This window comes from Halomonas sp. CnH100-B, from assembly GCF_024124605.1.
Classification (GTDB): Bacteria; Pseudomonadota; Gammaproteobacteria; order Pseudomonadales; family Halomonadaceae; genus Vreelandella.
The window spans coordinates 378383-396583 of the sequence record NZ_JAMXRX010000003.1 but is presented as its reverse complement, the minus strand read 5'-3'; the positions used below and the strand labels follow the sequence as shown (position 1 = coordinate 396583).

General features: G+C 57.7%; 17 protein-coding genes. 11 read left to right on the top strand and 6 right to left on the bottom strand.

Annotation, left to right across the window (positions count from 1 at the left end):
• Positions 1-25 precede the first annotated feature (25 nt).
• Both NH398_RS08510 and NH398_RS08505 read left to right on the top strand, forming a co-directional pair.
• Positions 26-637 carry a CDP-alcohol phosphatidyltransferase family protein gene (locus NH398_RS08510; RefSeq protein ID WP_253017849.1) on the top strand — a complete coding sequence of 204 codons (612 nt, stop codon included), beginning with the start codon at positions 26-28 and terminating at the stop codon, positions 635-637.
• Positions 638-1209: 572 nt separating this feature from the next.
• Positions 1210-1527, top strand: coding sequence for a hypothetical protein (locus tag NH398_RS08505; protein WP_253017847.1), 318 nt, complete (start codon positions 1210-1212; stop codon positions 1525-1527).
• 75 nt (positions 1528-1602) lie between these two features.
• On the opposite strand, the gene NH398_RS08500 is transcribed toward NH398_RS08505, so the two are convergent.
• Complete coding sequence (locus NH398_RS08500) at positions 1603-1932, bottom strand: hypothetical protein (RefSeq protein WP_253017845.1); 330 nt, start codon at positions 1930-1932, stop codon at positions 1603-1605.
• Between the two features lie 234 nt (positions 1933-2166).
• Between NH398_RS08500 and sstT the strand changes: the two genes are divergently transcribed.
• The 9 genes from sstT (at position 2167) to NH398_RS08455 (ending at position 10336) form a co-directional block, all read left to right on the top strand.
• The gene (sstT, locus tag NH398_RS08495; RefSeq protein ID WP_253017843.1) at positions 2167-3384 is read left to right on the top strand and encodes a serine/threonine transporter SstT; all 1218 of its coding nucleotides are present in this window, start codon (positions 2167-2169) and stop codon (positions 3382-3384) included.
• Positions 3385-3465: 81 nt separating this feature from the next.
• Complete coding sequence (locus tag NH398_RS08490; protein ID WP_159342921.1) at positions 3466-3996, top strand: XRE family transcriptional regulator; 531 nt, start codon at positions 3466-3468, stop codon at positions 3994-3996.
• The gene (locus NH398_RS08485) at positions 3993-4733 is read left to right on the top strand and encodes an AzlC family ABC transporter permease (protein ID WP_062362169.1); all 741 of its coding nucleotides are present in this window, start codon (positions 3993-3995) and stop codon (positions 4731-4733) included. The genes NH398_RS08490 and NH398_RS08485 overlap by 4 nt, the downstream gene beginning before the upstream one ends.
• A complete protein-coding gene (locus NH398_RS08480; protein ID WP_253017841.1) occupies positions 4730-5065 on the top strand; it encodes an AzlD domain-containing protein in 336 nt (111 codons plus the stop codon). Before NH398_RS08485 ends, NH398_RS08480 begins: the two co-directional genes overlap by 4 nt.
• A gap of 159 nt (positions 5066-5224) precedes the next feature.
• Positions 5225-6685, top strand: a complete 1461-nt coding sequence (locus NH398_RS08475; protein WP_253017839.1) for a DHA2 family efflux MFS transporter permease subunit — start codon at positions 5225-5227, stop codon at positions 6683-6685.
• Positions 6682-7662, top strand: a complete 981-nt coding sequence (locus NH398_RS08470; protein ID WP_253017838.1) for an iron-siderophore ABC transporter substrate-binding protein — start codon at positions 6682-6684, stop codon at positions 7660-7662. Before NH398_RS08475 ends, NH398_RS08470 begins: the two co-directional genes overlap by 4 nt.
• On the top strand, positions 7652-8656 hold the full coding sequence (locus NH398_RS08465) for an iron ABC transporter permease (protein ID WP_253017837.1): 1005 nt from the start codon (positions 7652-7654) through the stop codon (positions 8654-8656). The genes NH398_RS08470 and NH398_RS08465 overlap by 11 nt, the downstream gene beginning before the upstream one ends.
• Positions 8653-9693, top strand: a complete 1041-nt coding sequence (locus NH398_RS08460) for an iron ABC transporter permease (RefSeq protein ID WP_253017836.1) — start codon at positions 8653-8655, stop codon at positions 9691-9693. The genes NH398_RS08465 and NH398_RS08460 overlap by 4 nt, the downstream gene beginning before the upstream one ends.
• 19 nt (positions 9694-9712) lie before the next feature.
• Positions 9713-10336: an RraA family protein gene (locus NH398_RS08455; protein WP_253017835.1), complete on the top strand. Its 624-nt coding sequence runs from the start codon at positions 9713-9715 to the stop codon at positions 10334-10336.
• 53 nt (positions 10337-10389) lie between these two features.
• Here the strand turns inward: NH398_RS08455 and NH398_RS08450 are convergent, their stop codons facing one another.
• The 5 genes from NH398_RS08450 to NH398_RS08430 are packed head-to-tail and all read right to left on the bottom strand — an operon-like array spanning position 10390 to position 18102.
• Entirely contained in the window at positions 10390-12297 is a 1908-nt protein-coding gene (locus NH398_RS08450) for an IucA/IucC family protein (RefSeq protein ID WP_253017834.1), read from the bottom strand.
• A 43-nt stretch (positions 12298-12340) separates the two neighbouring features.
• A complete protein-coding gene (locus NH398_RS08445; protein ID WP_253017833.1) occupies positions 12341-13114 on the bottom strand; it encodes an aldolase/citrate lyase family protein in 774 nt (257 codons plus the stop codon).
• Positions 13108-14988 (bottom strand): IucA/IucC family protein, encoded by a 1881-nt coding sequence (locus NH398_RS08440; RefSeq protein ID WP_253017832.1) that lies wholly within the window; start codon positions 14986-14988, stop codon positions 13108-13110. Before NH398_RS08440 ends, NH398_RS08445 begins: the two co-directional genes overlap by 7 nt.
• Before the next feature lie 35 nt (positions 14989-15023).
• Entirely contained in the window at positions 15024-16292 is a 1269-nt protein-coding gene (locus tag NH398_RS08435; protein WP_253017831.1) for a type III PLP-dependent enzyme, read from the bottom strand.
• On the bottom strand, positions 16285-18102 hold the full coding sequence (locus NH398_RS08430) for an IucA/IucC family protein (protein ID WP_253017830.1): 1818 nt from the start codon (positions 18100-18102) through the stop codon (positions 16285-16287). Before NH398_RS08430 ends, NH398_RS08435 begins: the two co-directional genes overlap by 8 nt.
• Positions 18103-18201 lie beyond the last annotated feature (99 nt).

Sequence of the window (18201 nt, the reverse complement as noted above, 5' to 3'; positions counted from 1 at the left end):
AACCACCTTTTACGGAGATATCATCGTGTTAGACCGCTTTACCATGCCGATGACCCAGCGCCCGCTTCGCTATCTGGCGCACGCCTTGCATCATCGACACATCACCCCGGATCAGGTCACGCTGGCAGCTTTTATCATTGGCATCTGCGCCCTGCCGCTGCTGGCGTTCGAACAGTATGGGTTGGCACTAACCGCCATCGTGCTCAATCGTCTAGGAGATGGGGTAGACGGCGCCTTGGCCCGCCTGAGCGGCCAGCAAAGCGATGCAGGGGGCTTTCTGGACATTGGGCTCGACTTTGTCTTTTACGCGGCGGTGGTGCTCGGTTTTGCACTGGCGGACTCGGCGCAAAATGCCCTCCCCGCCGCGCTACTGCTGTTTGCGTTCATTGGTACCGGCACCTCCTTTTTGGCCTTTGCTATTGCCGCCAAAGCCCGCCAAGTAGAGCGCCCCAATTTTCCTAAGAAAGCCTTTTATTATTTAGAGGGCTTGACCGAAGGCACTGAGACGGTTGCCGCCCTGGTACTGTTCTGCCTGTTTCCGAAGGCGTTTCCGCTGCTGGCCAGCCTGTTCGCCGCTGCCTGTCTAATCACCACGGTCACACGTCTATGGGGCGGCTACTGGACACTGCGCGCATGACCCGACGATGACACCATTGTTAACATTTTGTATAGCTTTTATGAACGCCTTTTCCGAGTCGCTGGTCTATTCTGTGAGTATGAGTCAGCCGTGCCTAAGGGGTCTGGAAGACGACACGGCTGCTCTCTTTGAGGGGGATCACCCACATTACCCGAATTGGGGAGGTCAGATGATCCGTCAACATATTTTCAAAGGCACTCAGCCTGGCAGCCGAGAACATCTTGAGAAATATCTTATGGAACAAAAACATAGTCGTGCAAAAGCAAAACAGTTAGACGTAGTGACCGTCGCGACCGTGTCGTTCTTCGCGGGATGCCTGGTCACTTTACTAGCCACCTTCACGTTCTAGCACCTACCGCTTCGTGCCCACAGACAGCGAAATCCCCACGTGAATCGTGGGGATTTTTTTGTCCTGCTTGATTCATGTGAATTTTTGCAGACAGCCGAAACGGGTGATTGATTCTCACCCACCCCTGTATTACTCTCGAAGAGTACAAGACGCGTATAAATAGCGTTTTGATATTTCTGTTGCTCTTGCCGAGCAGCCGTTGGCATTCACAAGGAGTCGTGGCATGCATACTCATTCTCTAGTCGATATCTCACAAGCGGGCTTGAAACTCGCCATTCAAGAAATCAAGGAAGAGATGTTCGATACCCCGCAGTGTGACTACACCATTGCTAAACTGCTGAGCCACTGTGGCCAGTTCGACGCCGCCGAGCGACACATCGACGACATGCTATTGAAGTGGGGAGCTTCCCCGGACGTCGTAGCCCTGACCGAACGCGCCTATGCCGACATGGCGAGCCTAAACGCGCAGCATGCCGCCAACGCGTCCGTGGCAATGTCTCAGCGCGCCTCAGCCTTGACCACTTCTAGCGCCGTTGCTTAAGCGTTCAAGCGACCGTGTAACTCCCTATCGCTATAAACGGCTTGCCTCTTTCCAAGTGGCAAGCCGTTTTTATGTTCAGTCCAAATGATCCAGCGTCACGACGATGTCCTGGGTGGAGACGTCTACGTTCCAAAAGGTGTAGCTGTCATCATCCTCGTCGACCAGGCGGATATCGAATAAGGGGCTCTTGTAGCCCGTCAACGTCACGCGCTGGGTATCCCCATCCATCAACACGTCGCTACCCAGCACGTCTTCCTCCCAGCTTTTCGAATCCGCCGGGCTTACGTACATGTAGTAAATGGTGTAGCCAGTGCGATTGGTGATATCGACGTAGTAGTCGGCAGCCATGACGAGCGACGAGCTACACAGCATCAGCAGTGCCGCTAACAACACTTTCATACGCATGGAACGTTCCTTCTTCTTTTTTTGAGATAGGCGGGGGTGGCACCAAGGCCACACTGCGGTGATGCCCCGCAGCAAGCGAAGTATAGTCGGGCGCTCACGTCCGCGATAGCGAGTGACGATTTTTGACACACCCACCCAAGAGGGGCTCGCAACTGATAGAATGCTGCCCCTTTCAGGCGCGGTTGCGGTTACCGCCGCATCGTTTCCCTCCCTCTACTACCTGAGAGTCGCGCAATGATTGCCACCGCTAATGCCGTTTTTCGGCCCTTGTTACGGCTGGGACTTATCCCTCAAATCGTGATCGGTATTGTCGCTGGGGTTCTGCTGGCCCTATTCGCCCCCGAGATGGCCAGCCATGTTGCGCTACTGGGCCAGCTATTCATTGCCGCGCTGCAGGCCGTGGCCCCTATCCTGGTCTTCGTACTGGTGGCAGCGGCCATTGCGGCCCACCAAACGGGCCAACCGACCCGTATTCGCTCGGTGCTCGTTCTGTACGTCGCGGGAACGCTGATTGCTGCGTTGATTGCCGTGGCAGCAAGCTTTGCGCTCCCCACGGAGCTGGCCTTGGATGCAGGACAAGTCGATGGCAACCCGCCTAGCGATATTCTGACCGTGCTGCGTGATCTGCTGCTCAACGCGGTCGCCAACCCCGTCACGGCCCTGATGGAAGCCAACTTCATCGCCATTCTGGCCTGGGCAATTGGTTTGGGGTTGACGCTGCGCCAGGCCAGCGACACGACTCGCCAAGCGCTGAGCGATTTATCCGCCGCTGTTACGCGCATTGTCACGCTGGTGATTCGCTTAGCCCCATTAGGTATTTTCGGCTTGGTGGCCGGTACGCTGGCGGAGTCTGGCGTTCAGGCACTGTTGAACTACGCTCAGCTACTGGGGGTAATCGTTGGCTGCATGCTATTTGTGGCGCTGGTGAGTAACCCGCTGCTGGTCTATTTAGCCACCCGCCAAAATCCTTATCCGCTGGTCTTCGCCTGCCTACGGGGCAGCGCCATTACGGCGTTTTTCACTCGAAGCTCGGCGGCCAACATCCCGGTCAACTTGGAACTTTGCCGCCGCTTGGACCTGGATGCCGACACCTATGCGATCTCCATTCCGCTGGGCGCCACCATCAATATGTGCGGCGCGGCGATCACGATTACCGTGATCACTCTGGCCACCACGCATACGCTGGGCATTAGCGTCGACTTCCCCACTGCGCTGCTGCTCTGCGTGGTGTCGGCCCTCGCGGCCTGCGGCGTTTCTGGCGTGGCGGGCGGTTCGTTGATGCTGATTCCCATGGCCGCTAGCCTGTTCGGCATTCCCACCGAAGTCGCCATGCAGGCCGTCGCTATTGGCTTCGTGATTAGCGTGATACAAGACTCCACCGAAACGGCGCTCAACTCCTCCACCGACGTGCTGTTTACCGCCGCTGCCTGCCGAGCGCGCAAGCCTACCTAATCACTTCTTTACTGCTTCTCGATTGACAGCCCATTGTTCCTTATATAGAACGTTCTATAAAAGGAACAACGGGCAATCACCATGGACGCGCACTCTCTTGTTACGCTAGGCCAACACCTTCAAACGCTTCGCAAAACCCAGGGTTTCTCGCTTTCACAGCTTGCCAGCGCGGCAGGCATCGCAAAATCCAATCTATGCCGCTTAGAACAGGGCAACGGTAACCCGACGCTGGACACCATTTGGCGGCTGGCCGTCCAACTCAACGTTCCGTTTGGCACCCTGGTGGCACCAATCAGCGTACCGCTCGGTGAGGATGGCGTGCAGGTGCAGTTGATCGACCAGGGCAAGGGCGTACCACAGGTGGATGCCTACTGGATGCGCTGCGCGCCCAATACGCTGCGCCACGCTGAGGCCCATACCCCAGGCACGCGGGAAACGCTGACGCTCATTAGCGGCTGGCTAGAAGTAGGCCCAGAGGGTGCTACTACGACGCTCACCGCTGGCGAAAGCGTCACGTTTCAGGCCGACCAGCCGCACCTGTACCGTACGCACACTGATGAAGCCACCCTGCTACTCACCGTTACCTACGGCCAAGAAGGCACCCCACCATGAGCCAGCCAGCCGATCACACGGTGCACGCCAACCACTCACCGCTGCGCTCTGCCTTACAGGGCGTGCGTGAAGCAATTCCGCTGTTAGGCGGCTATATTCCGGTCGCGCTCTCGTTTGGTTTGGTCGCGACCCAGGCCGGTTTTACCACTTGGGAAGCGGCCGCCATTTCAGCGCTGATTTACGCGGGTGCCTCGCAGTTTCTGTTCGTGGGCATGATTGCCGCTGGTGCGCCGCTCTGGCTGGTGGTGGCCATGACGCTACTCATCAACGTGCGCCACGTGGTGTACGGCCCCAATTTGGCCGCGCTGCTGCCCCGAAGCCGCCACTGGCCTTGGCTGATGCACGGCCTGACCGATCAAGTCTTTGCTTTGGCGCTCACACGGCTCCCCCAGCTACCGGAGGTCAAACGGTTTAGCTGGTTTGTTGGCGCCTCGCTGCTGGCGTGGGGGGTGTGGATTATCGGCACGGCAGTGGGTGCGACCGGCGGCGAAGCGGTCACCGCCCGCTGGCCGCTACTGGGTGAGATTATGCCCTTCGCCCTCCCCGCGCTGTTTCTCACCATGGTGGCACCGCGCTTTACCGACAAGCGCTGGGCCGCCGCCATGCTGTGTACCATTCTTGCCGCACTGGGGTTGAACCTGGCCGGGTGGAGCAATGTGGCCATTCCTCTCGCAGCCGCCTGCGGCGCGCTGTGCTTCTACACGGTCACGTTCCAACCACGGAGGAGCCGCCCATGAGCAGCGCCATGTGGATCGCCGTCATTATCTGCGCACTCGGCACGCTGCTTATGCGAGTGGTGCCCTTTTTATGGATGCAGCGGCGGTTGGGCAGCGCAACGGGAATGAACGCCATGCCCCAATGGCTGGTGATTCTGGGCCCCATGATGATTGCCGCCGTGTTGGGCGTCTCGATGGTGCCGGTCAACCCCAGCACTATCTCTTGGTTGGCCACCGCAATTGGCCTGAGCGTTACGCTGTTGGTGTGGCGTCGCCTGCGCTCACTGGGCTGGCCGGTAGCCGCCGGGGTGGCGGTGTTTGGAGCGGTGGAGGTAGCGGCCGCCCTCATTTAAAGAGCACGATCATCGCGCACGTCGATTCAACGGCCCAATCACAATTGATAACTATTTGCATTAATAAGCCTTAACATGGCATCATCACTTTCTGGGTGAGGCGTCATAGCAGCACGTCTGCTTTGCCATATCCCCATGACATCTCAGAAAGTGGGTCTCATGCCGAACGCGACTTCCAACGGCAAAAAAGTGCTGATTAGCGTGCTACTGGGCACCTTTACCGTCAGCCTCAATAACAGCGCTCTTAACCTAGCCGTCGCTGAACTCATGGTGACGTTTAACGCTAGTGCCACCCAAGTCAGTTGGGTGGTGACCATCTTTATGATTGCCATGGCGATGACAATGCCGCTGACGGGCTATTTGGCAGGCAGATGGGGGCGAAAAACGGTTTACCTCTTGGGCCTATGCGGGTTTTTGGCCGGCTCGGGGCTCGGTGCCTTAGCGCAACATCTCAATGGCATTATCGTGGCCCGAGGCGTCCAAGGGATCGCCGCTGGCTTGATGATTCCGCTGTCTCTGTCGTTGATTTTTTCTGCTTACCCCCACGAACAGCGGGGGCGTGCCAGCGGCGTGTGGGGCTTTGCTGTGATGATGGCGCCCGCCATAGGCCCGACGGTGGGAGGCCTGCTGTTGGAGATCAGCCACTGGCGAGCCCTGTTTTTGATGAATATGCCCTTCGCGATCGTAGGGTTGATATGCGGTTACCGTTATTTATCCGCCGACTCGCGGCCGCCTCAACGTCGGTTTGACCTAGCGGGCTTTTGTCTCATCACGTTGGGTAGCGGAGGCGTACTGCTGTCTCTCAATGGCGTGGAAACGCTGTCTGACCTGTTGCGCCCCGCTACCCTCTTGCCGCTTCTCCTGGGCGCCATCGCGTTAACGCTGTTCATACGTGTTGAACGACAGCAGGCCGAGCCGCTGCTTGATCTGTCCCTGTTTAACCATCATCGCTTTCGCTACAGCGTGCTGCTTGCCAGTTTGCAATCGATCATCCTGTTTGGATGCATCTTGTTAATCCCTCTGTGGATGCAAAACACGCTGGGCTTTAGCCCGCTGACGACAGGCCTCGTGTTTCTCGCCACCGCGCTTGCTGCCGCTGCCTGTTCGCCCATCGCAGGCCGTTGGATCGACCGGGCGCCCCCTCAGTGGTGTATCGGTTTAGGCCTGATCGCCACGGTCATCAGCTTGATAGGACTCGGCACGCTGAGCGCGGCAACGCCCGTTTGGATCATCGCGGCCTGGATGGGGCTTCGTGGGATGGGACTGGGGTTCGCTTACTTACCGGCGACCACGGTGGGCATGAAAGAGCTTCCTGAACAGCAGGTGGCCCAGGCCTCGGCCATGAACAACATGGCGCGTCGACTCGTCTCCTCACTCGGGGTGGTCGCCCTATCGGTCTACTACGACATGAGTGTTCGCGCCTCCCTGGAGCTGGGCATTGCCTACTCCGAAGCCAGTGCCTCTGCCCTGCATGTGGCCTTTTTTGTCTTGGCGGGTATCGCGCTGGCATGCCTCCCTCTGGCGTGGGTACTGGGTCGCGCCGGTGTCCCATCGGACATGGCGATGTCGTCCTCCTCGAACAGCCCGCCGCAAACGTCGCTTCAAGGAAGAGCCAAATGATCCCTTTTCGAACGCACCGAATGACATGGCGACCTTCATGGGGCAAAACGCTGCTGGGCGTTGCCTTCGTCGTGAGCTTGATAGGCGCTACCTGTGCCGCCCAACCCCATATGCGCCAAACACCCTCCGATGAACGCATCGTAACGCTTTACCAAGGAGCCACAGATAGCGCCGTCGCCTTGGGGATCACCCCCATTGGCGTGGTGGACTCATGGTTGGAAAAACCCATGTATCGCTACCTACGCGACGACTTAAACGACGTGCCGCACGTGGGCCTGGAAACACAGCCAAACTTGGAAAAAATCGCCTGGCTGAACCCCGATGTCATCGTGGCTACGGATTTTCGTCATCAGCGGATACAACCGTTACTGACGGCCATCGCCCCCACTACCACGGCCGATAACGTTTATGACTTCAAAGAGACGCTGACCCTGGTGGCCGATGCCACGGGTCGAGAGGAGGCAGCCAATGCGTTACTGCGCGATTGGGCAACGCGCGTCGACGACTTTCACCGGCAAATAGCAGACGCACTTGGAGACGCGTGGCCGCAAAAAGTCGCGGTGATCCGCTTCAAAAGTGATCACCTGCGCATCTACTCTGGCGGCTTTGCGGGTTATATTCTCGATGAGCTAGGGTTCGAGCAACCCGATATCCTGAACACGCACGGTTGGGGCATGAAGCTTTCCAGCACGGAGAACATCCCTACGTTGGATGCCGATGTCATTTTCGTGCTGCTGGAGCCAGACCCCGCCATTCTCGATAACTACCAGCACTGGTCATCCCACCCTTTGTGGCAGCAGCTAGAGGCCGTTAAACATCAGCGGGTATTTGAGGTCGACCCCGTCAACTGGATGATGGGCGGCGGTATACTCGCCGCCAATGCCATGCTCGATGACCTCTATCGCCACTATGGTCTTGAAGGCCTCGAGCAACGTGATGCGCTTGCAAGCCGCCAGGAGACGCAGGATGCTAGATAGCCACGTCGCTAAAAGTCTCGGTCTGCTGGTTGGGGTGGTGGTGACCTGCAGCGCATTGTTAACCAGCACGCTATCAGGAACGACCGATATTGCGTGGCACGCGCTGTGGTCAGCCTTACATCACTACGATCCCGGCAATGTCGCACACATCATTCTCATCACCGAGCGTCTTCCTCGAGCGATCATCGCAGCGTTAGTGGGTGCGAGCCTCGCCATTGCCGGAGCTCTGATGCAAACCATCACACGCAACCCGCTGGCCTCACCTAGCCTCTTAGGCATCAATGCGGGGGCCATGTTTTTTGTCGTGGTTGCCGTGTCGCTCCTGCCGCTATCAGCGCCTGCCCACTATGTCTGGGCTGCTCTTCTCGGTGCATCGGTGGCCGCGCTCTTGGTCATTCTGCTAAGTAGGGGGCGACACGGAGAGCTATCGCCGCTGCGTGTCGTACTGGCCGGGGTGGCCGTGACGGCCATGTTCGTCGCCTTGAGTCAGGGGCTACTGGTGATCGATCAGCAAAGCTTCGAAAGCGTGCTCTACTGGCTGGCAGGCTCGGTATCCGGACGAGAACTTGCGCTGGTGGTTCCTTTATTACCGTTATTTGGCGCGGCGCTACTGCTCTGCACCCTGCTGGTCCGACATGCCAATGCACTCTTGTTAGGCGACGACATGGCGACTGGCCTGGGGTTACAGGCCACCACGATCAAACTGCTGCTCGGACTCGTCGTGATCGTGCTGGCGGGCAGCTCCGTGGCCCTATCGGGGATGATCGGGTTCGTAGGGTTGATCGTACCTCACATGGCGAGGGGGCTGTTTGGTATCGATCACCGCTGGCTGTTGCCCGCTTGTGCGCTACTAGGCGCCAGCCTGCTACTGGTGGCAGATGTGGCATCGCGCTTTTTAATTCCTCCCCAGGAGATCCCCGTGGGCGTGATGACCGCTTTACTGGGGACGCCTTTCTTCGTTTATCTGGCGCGACGCAACATGGCTGGCCAATGACATCACATACTTCAAGCTCCTTTATCTCTTCTGAACAGCGCCATGATGATCGGTCGCTGCTCACAGTCGTCGGCTTGGCCATTCTGCTGTTTGCCAGCGCAGGCGTATCGCTGAGCTTGGGTAGCTTTCCTACCTCGTTCGCGGACGTTTTAAAGGCGTTAGCAGCGCCGCAGAGTAGCGACATTGCCTTTATCGTTTGGGAGTTGCGTCTACCGAGAATCGTATTGGCTATCTTGGTGGGTGGCGCCTTGGCGATGGCCGGCGCCATTTTGCAGGGTATCGTCCGCAATCCGCTGGCATCTCCTGATGTCATCGGCATGACTAGCGGCGCTGCACTGGCGGCAGTTTTATTTTTGGCGCTATTCAGCAGTACTTTGGGTATTCACTGGCTGCCACTCTTCGCCATGCTGGGTGCCCTGGTATCGGCCTTGCTGGTCTTTGTACTCGCTTGGAAAAGCGGGCTGCACCCGTCGCGTATGGTACTCGTGGGTATTGGTTTGGCCGCGGCCATGGGTGCAGGCACCACGCTATTGATCGTCATTAGCAGCGACGCTGCTGCCATGTCGGCCTACGTCTGGCTCACCGGCAGTCTCTATGCGGCACAGTGGCGGGACGTCAATGGCTTACTGCCGTGGCTGTTGGTGACTACGCCGGTATGCTTGGCCTTCGCTCGCCATGCAGATGCCATAGCGCTGGGGGATCAGGTGGCGGAAGGTCTAGGCGTGGCGGTGATGCGTAGCCGAGTCATCCTACTGGCCTGTGCCGTGGTTTTGGCAGGCGCTGCGGTGGCCTATGCAGGGGCCATCAGTTTCGTGGGCTTAATGGCACCTCATATCGCAGCGAAATGTGTGGGACGCCATATGGCACGTCTCATTCCTGCATCGGCGCTGGTCGGGGCGCTGATCGTCCTGTATGCCGATTTGCTGGGCCGGGTCGCTTTTCTTCCCAAAGATCTGCCCGCAGGTATTTTCGTCGCTGGCATCGGCGCGCCCTTCTTTGTTTATTTATTGCATCGTACGCGCTACCAGCGCGCTTGAGGGAATCAGGGAGAGTTCTATGTTTCATGTCCTTCCACGCAAGGAGAGCATCACCCCCCAGCAGAGGCAGCGATTCGAAGACATTGCCACCTCGACACTCGGACATTTTACCGATATCGGAGCCATCGCGACCCTTCTGCCAGTCAAGCGCCCGGTTCGGCTTTTAGGCACGGCCATCACGGTACGCATCCCCCATGTGGATGGCAGCATCATCCGTGAGGCGCTGACCATGGCACGCCCAGGCGACGTGCTGGTGATCGACGTCGGCAGTGATGTTCAGCGTGCCTGCTGGGGGGAGTTTCGTGCTTACGCCGCTTTACAAAAAAGCCTGGCGGGCGTGGTGACCAATGGATCGGTCACCGATTGGGCCCATCTTTCTCAGCTAACGCTACCCACGTTTGCGCGGGGAACAAGCCCGTTAACCACCCGAGCACTCTCGCTAGAGGGCGAGATCAATACGCCCATCACGATCGAGGGGTGTGCCGTAACCCCAGGGGATCTAATCATCGGAGATGACGACGGGCTCTTCGTTATACCTCCCCACCGTGCAGAGGCGCTAGCGAGTGCTGCAGAGAAAAAGCAGGCGCAGGAGAACGAAAAGCGACGTGCGCTGCGAGCAAAACATCCCGCTTGGTTTTGCTAGTTCGTCGCGTTGATTGAATAGCCGCCTAGCTGATCTACTAGGCGGCTTTTGCCTTAGTGTTCCGTTACCGCTTCCTTATGGTGCCGCTGCTGGGAAACGTCGACTCGGCGAAACGGATTACAGGTTGCGCTGGTACCGAAGGGCATGCTGCCTGGCCCCCCCGCTCGCTCGATGATCGGTGAAATTAGGCGTTTATAGGGCCACTGCTCCTGCTCGAACAACTGCTTCAGCAGCCTATCCCGGTCGTGTTGGTCAAAAGCAACCTCATCCATCTGTGCTCTCAACCGTATCGCCAACGTCTCCCATAGGATGTGCGCCGAGACTCCGTAGTAGCCTACCAGCGCGTCGATGATGGCGCGTAGATTGACTTGAATGGCAAGGGTTTGTAGCCAAAACAGCAGTGCTTCCAAGCTATGGTGGTAAAGGGTATTAGAGTGCCCTTGCTTGATCCGGTAGCACGGGTCCTTCATCCCCTGCTGCTCCAGCCGCTCAACACAGATACGCAGTGAGTCATGATCGCGTAACAGCACGCCGTGACACCGGCCTGATTTAAAGACCATGACCGCATTCTGCCCATGGACTTCTGCCAGCATACCCAACCGAAACAGGCGTAGGTTGATCTCGAAAAAGCAGTCGCACAGCTCGCCGAAGAGATCTGTCACGGATGATGCACTCGCTTGCCACTCCCGCTCGGCTAACCAGTCATCGAACACATGGTGCTCACAGCCCGGTAGTGGCGTTCCCAGCGTGGCCATCGGCACCAAACGCACGGTATCGTCTTCTAGTAACTCGGTGGGGTAGCTGCGCACCATGGCCGACAGGTGGCGAGGCGCTTCATCAAAGAGCGTTGCTCCTTGCGGCATATACGCCCACCACTTGCTTTCATCACATAGATAGAGGCCTTGAGCTAGCCGAGCGTCTCGTGCCTTGGCCTGCTGCAGCAAGCGGGCACTGAGATCGCCATTGATCATTTTCACGGCCGGTAGATAGCGAGAAGCCCCCAGAGAGTGAATGGCCATTGGCAGTTTGAGAAAGTGCGGGCTGGCCGTGGTGGGTGCAAGCGACCGTAGCGATGAGGTGGCTAGCCAGGGTTCCGTGACGGTCGTAAGCGACACGCAGACACCGGCTTCAAAGGCGTCTTGCAGCCAATGGGGCAAGGCATGCTCGTACTGCCACGGATGTACCGGAATGGCGGTATGCGTATGCGCCAGCCCTCGCTCGACCATCTCCTGTTCCAACCTCTCAGCGTTGGTCTTGCTGGCGAGCCAGCGCACTGGCAGCGGCGTTTCTTCGTTTACACCGTCACCGCTGAGCAAAGCGTTATTGTCGATGGCGACCCAACAGAGCTCGATGGGCCGATTGAACTCCGCCATATAGGCGTGATACTCCTGCTGACTCAACCCCTGCTTAGCTTTCGCCGTGGGGTGATAAGGGCGATCCAACAGCGATGCCCACTGCTCCATCACGGCAAAATGATCAGCCGTGGCAAGCGCTGGCAAGTCCGCCGTTTTCACCTGATGATTCACCGAGCTGGCCGCTTGCCAAAGCGTATCGGAGAGCGCCTTCAAAAACACCTCCTGCCCCTGCGTCAAGGCTGCGTCATCCCCGGCCCCTTTAGCAAAGAGGTAATGCATGAAAGCCTCCGGTGACAAAGAGTGATGCTGCTCTGCGGCGTGGTCGACCAGCATGACCGGCGTCTGAGGCACTTTCTCCCAAACCTGCGTTATGCCAGGCTGAAGCAGCATCGTGACATACCAACCCGGCTTTGCTGGCCAGCGCCAAAGACGCTGCGCGGGATCACGAGTAAAACGGCCAGACAAGGCAGTCAGTGCTTTCTCGTCATCACCGACGACGCTCCATTGCGCATCGAGCCCCTCTAGCAAGCCTTCTACCAAGCACCCATCTACCAAACATTGCAGAATCTGCTGTTGCGCATAGTGCTGAGCATTAACGGATGTCATGTGCCTAAACTCCAAAACAGTATCAGTAACGTGAAAAAATCGATCAGTGTGAGACGTCTTTAGCTTCGTGAAGGCTCTTTTGCAGAGCGCGAAACGCAATCCCTCGCTCATCTCCCAACATGAAGGTGTGAACGCCCCGTGCCCGCCATCGCGCTTTAGCTCGGGAGTGTCGGAGAAAGGCCCCGTAGGGGATACCAAATGCCTGAGCCGTCCGCTGAACATGCTCGAGCGACTGAACGACGTCTGGATGATCGGTTTGCCACGTCACCCCCAGGGACTGGGAAAGATCCGCTGCGCCTTCCAGCACCATATCCAAGCCAGGCACGGCACAAATCGCTTCTATCTGCTGCACACCTCGACAACTTTCAATCATGGCAATGACCATCGTTTCTTGGTTGGCTTGCCCCACGTACTCGGCGAGAGAGGACTTACCAAATCCACCAGGGCGACCGGCGTTGAGGCTTCTTGCTCCTTCAGGCGCGTATTTACAGGCAGCAACCGCGTTTGCTAACGACGCTGCCGACTCCACATTGGGCAATACGATGCCTTGCGCGCCGCCATCCAGCAGTCGGAGCAGCTGCTTGGGTTCCGTATCCGCCACTCGAACCAGCGGCGTCATCCCATAGCTTTCTGCGGTACGAATCATGTGTTCGACGGTTTCTGGATTGATCAGAACGTGCTCGGTATCGATGACCACGAAGTCAAAGCCTGCTTCTCCAATCAACTCAATCGAGGCAGCGGTCGGCATGGAGGCCATTACGCCGAAGACTTCCTTACCCTCTAACAGCGCACGCTTTAGCTGGTTCGTTCTCAACATGCGCGCTCTCCTACAGGCGCAAAGGCGGCCAGCGGATTGGGCACCTTTTTGACCTGGGGCTGTTTGTCTCCAAAGAGACGGCGACGCGTGAGCGCCTCCACTTCCCACTCCGGAGTAAACACGTCAAAACAGCGATAGCGCTCAGCGTGCTGGGGATGCTCGCGCTGGTACTCTTTGACGACCTCTGCCGTCATGGCCCAAAAATGAGCCTCCTCCAAGCCAAAGTGGCGCTTCAAAAAAATCGCCATGTCACCAAGCGCAATGAAGAAAAAGGCATCGCAGGAGTAGTCACGCACCGCCGCTAGATCATCGGTGACGATAAAGGAGTTGCGATTGAGTGCGGCATGACGGGGAGGGACCGGCTCGAGCTTAGGCGCCAGCTCGGGACGGGCGAGATGCGCCTTGCTAAAACGCACGCCGTCATGAAAATCTTTGAGGGCAACGCGCGTAGGCCAGCCATCACGATGGATGACGACGATATTTTGCCCGTGGGATTCCATCCCAATACCTTCCGCAAACAGCAGATGGATGATCGGTAGCGTCGTGACGTGAATCAGTTGGCGCGTCCACGCCGCTAGCCCGTAGCGCTCTACCCAAGGCGTGATAAATGGATCAGAGGGCTCCCCTTGCGACGTGCGTGTAAGCTGACTTAACCCGTTGAGCGGGGCAGCTTGCTCGCCCTCATGTAAATATTGGCGGACATTTTGTCGCCAAATGGCCCCGACCTTGCCATACACCTCTGCATAGCGCTTGGCAGCAAACGCGCGCTCATCCAAGGCTACGCCAGCGACCTCCCCTAACAGGACGAAGCCCGCAGAGGAAGCGGTATCATTCGTCTCGATCAGCCGCTGAAGCCACTGCGTGATGATGGGGGCGTTGGTGACGGTATGGCGCGCCAAGATGCGTGTGCTAGACGTATTCGTGATACTCATCGCCAGCTTGAGGTAGGGTCGATGACTCGTTACCGGGGCCAGGGTACGTATCGACTGCTGAGGGGTATAAACCGTTTCGCCCTCCCCCAGGAAAGCAATATCGCCACTGGCAAGCTCGGGATAGAGCACATCTACCAGAGCATTTTCCCACTGCCATGGATGCACGGGCATGAGCACGACCTCATCGCGCCGACGCTGCTGGCGTTCGAGATAGACCTCCAACCTCGCTAGCACCTCTGGCCCGACCTCCTCCATGGCCCGGCCCAGGCAGGTTTCACCGTCTACCGCACTTGCATGGGCTAACTGGTTGGGCACCGCTAGCCAAACAACGCGAAGCGGTTGAGCAAACTCGGGGCCATAGCGCTGGTTATCCTGTAAGGAGAACCCCAGCCGTGACTTGTAGCAAGGGTGGTAACTATGGGCATCCGTGAAATAGCGCTCTAATGCATCCGCCTCCAGCGTTTGAGGCGATGCGGTGTCACTCAGCGCCAACGCAGCCGACTGGGTGTCTTTGATGAGTGTCTGAATCAACTCGTTGACGAATCCTGGCTGAATGGCTCCCTCCCCCAACGTCTCTTCGAGATCCGTAATGAAGCACTGCAAACTGATGATGCCGGATTGGTTCGGCGCGCCACTCACCGACAGCGTGGCATGGTCAAGACGAATCAGGTGGAAGCTGTGGCAAACCCAACCCTCAACGCAATAGCAGCGGCTACCTAGCGTGATTGAAAATCGTGACGCCCCAACCCGCGTGGTGGCTGGGTTAGGCACGACGGTATAGCTCAGCACATCCTCATACAGTAGGGTTTGCAGCAACTGTCCAATGACACGCTGCTCAATACGCCGGTAGTGGCGCCAGCTATCCAAAGAAGAAAAAGGTGTGGAGACAGCGGAGTTCTCGATGACCGCCCGCGTGGGCAGCCAAGATGCTTGTGACGTCATGGAGTACCTTCACAACATAGAGACATGGATAACGATTAGCCTGAGTAACCTTCAGCCAACACGCGACGAAGCCCGGGGCGAGAATGCAGCGCTTCAGCAGTGTCCGTCACAAAGTGCTGAGATGGCCGGGGATGACAAAGGAAGTCCGCATGGGAAATGTTGTAGCCATAGGCACCTGCCAAAGGCAGCACCAATAAGTCCCCCACCCTGACGCCACGCAGCTCTTGGTGTCGGCTCAATACATCTTTTGGGGTGCAAAGCTGCCCCACGACCGTCCAAGCGCGTTGTTCGCCATTGCTCGACTGCTCTGGGTCGCGGGGTAAGTGAATAACCGGATGGTCGTGCCCCTGCGCCACAGGCAAGCGGAATTGATGCGTTCCCCCTCGACAGACTAAAAACCCTTCACCATGACTGACTTTGGCATCCAACACTTCCATGACGTAGTAGCCACAAAAGGCGGAGAGGTAGCGCCCAATCTCGAAACGAACGCGTGGCGGTTCGGATAGGGTGTCGAGCTGTTGCCCAAGGGCGTTGCAGAGACTAGCCCAGTCGAACTGATGGGAAGGCTGGCGATAATTCACCCCTATGCCGCCTCCCACGTTGAGCTGAGTCAGTTGCTCCGGGTAACGGGCCAGCGCTCGCCACGATGGCCAACGCTCCAGGTAGAACGCGAGTAACTGTTGATGGCGCTGCTCGCTTGTTTGATGCGACATGGCATGCACATGAAAGCCGCAGAGCTTTAGGTTTGACGCGTTATCAACGGCACTGACAGCCTGGGGGAGCTGTGCTTCATCTATACCAAACGGTGTCGCCGTGCCAGCCATGCGCAAACGGCTGGAAAACGATTCAGGTAACCAAGGGTTGATACGCAAAAGAACGGGCTGTGTATGCCTCAACGCTGCAGCGATGGACTGCAAACGCGCAATTTCTCCGAGACTTTCGACATGAAATGCCTCCACGCCCCGCTCGATGGCACTACGCATGTCCGCATCCAGCTTGCCAGGCCCCGATAACACCCATGGCCGTGGCGTGGCACTTCGGCACGCGCGCTCTATTTCTCCACCGGAAGATAACTCTAGGCCATCCACAATAGGGGACAAGGTATCGATGATGGCGGGTTCGCTGTTCGCCTTGATGGCGTAGTACAGTTCCACTCCCGGTGGCAGCGCCGCTTTCATGGCGTTAGCGTGGGCGGCCAAGGCAGGCAGGTCGTAGAAAAAGGCGGTCATAGGGTCGCTACACTGCTGTCGGTATCGCTCTATTGCTGAAAGGATCGAACGCGGCAGCTCATTAGGTTCAGCCATAGGCCACCTCCCGCCCCATAACCCGAGGAACGTGCCACGGGTTGGGCAACGACACATAGTGCGCCTGGCGGTCTGCCTGAGCCATGAGCCGTAATTTGAAGTTGGTCTTGCAGGGCAGCGCGCCGCCTTGTAACAGCGCATCGAGCTCTGGCGCGGCTACTTCCAGCTTGTTACGCACACGCTGCAACGCCGTCGACGTGTCTTGCCATAACGCATCCGCCAACGCTGGTCGTTGCCAGCTCAGCGCGAGAATAGCCTCCGCAATGTGGTTGACGAACAAGCAGTAGGCAATTCGGTTCCAACCTTGCTCCCGGCTATAGATCATGGAGGCTTCGACGCGAGGGTGAAGGACTTCACCCGCCAACCATGCGGCGCCCTTATCACGGGTCAACTTGACCCCCTCGAAGTCACGTAACAGCATTTTCTGGGGCGTTCCCGCCTCATGAATCAAGACGCAGTTTTGTAAGTGCGGCTCCATGACGATACCGTGCCGGAAGAACAGCCCCAGCACCGGTGCCAGCAGCGTCCGCAAATACGCCTGAAACCAAGCTCTCACCTGACTCTGTTCAGGCAAGGTGCTGGTACTGCGCGAGCCTTCATACCCCTGTGAAATGAAGGAGAGCACCATAGGCACCAGCGTCGTATCACGCGCAAATAGCGTGCCCGTGAGTAAGCAGGCTTGAGGAGAGAACCGTCGACAAAAATTTTCTCGCAAGATGATGCCTGTTTGTTCGCGGAACCAACGCTGCTGCTCCTCGTTGCCCTCGTTAGGCGTCCAATGCACCGTGGCGGGTTCCTCGGCAACGAGTAGCGTTGCCAGGGAAGGGTCTTCCAAGCGACCCAGTTGATGCATGATGCGATCAATCACCAGCGTGCTTTCCAGCTCGTACCACGCGTTTTTACGCACGCAGTTGGTGATGCGCACATTGAGCGATCCTTTGATGAACCAGGGATGCCCTTCGATATACCACGTGCGCATGGAGGCCGTTGGCACTGCGCTAAAACCACTTTGACCAAGATCTCTGATCACGTTGCGCTGAAGCAGTGCTTTGACGGCAGGCGCTTGTTTGAACATGGCCGCTTGCACCGGATGCATGCTCAGCACGACGCGTTCATCGCTCTCGGCGGCCGCTTGATCTGCCACGTAGGACAGTACGTCCTCTTCTTCAACGCGGTTGGCCTGAACGCGTACCCCGTCTGCGGGAAAGGAGAACTGATAGAGCGAGGTGGCGACGCCACCTTCCGGGGCGTAAGAAGGAGTGCCATCAGCCAAGCATTCATCAGGCCACTGGCGTGCTTTGGGCGTGGGATGATTCGGATGGCCAAACCATAACCCTTGCTCGCTGCTCGGATAGTCGGCTAACGGCTGCCGGTGAGGCTGCTTGGCAGCATGCCTGACAATCGCTGACATCACTTGACGACTTTGACGAACCTGCTGCGCCAGCTCCTGATTGATACCGGCATCGACACGCGGTAGATGTCTGAGCAGACGGCTGATGAGCATCTCGGCACCAGCGGCCGTCCACTCAGAGTCACCTTTGGCTTTTAAGTAAACATCGGAAAGATAATACTGGCTACCTATCGTCGACTGGCGGTCTACCATTACCCATAAGTGCAGTGAGGTTGACCACTCGATCAGAAGGGGTACTGCTGACAACGCCTCAGGTAACCCGCGACGATGACTCGGCCATTGAAACGCTAACCTTCGTTCAGGTATGGCGACTTCTTTGATAATACAGTTGAGTAACGCATGCACCGAGGCACGCTGACTGATATCGCTCGCTGAGCGATGCTCCTGTGCGTAGCTCATATAGCCCCCGCAGAATGTCATCCTTTTGAAAGGTTTACTTACCTATCGATAGGTAAACCCACGCATCCATGGCTAGTCACATCGCGCGGTTTTTATTGT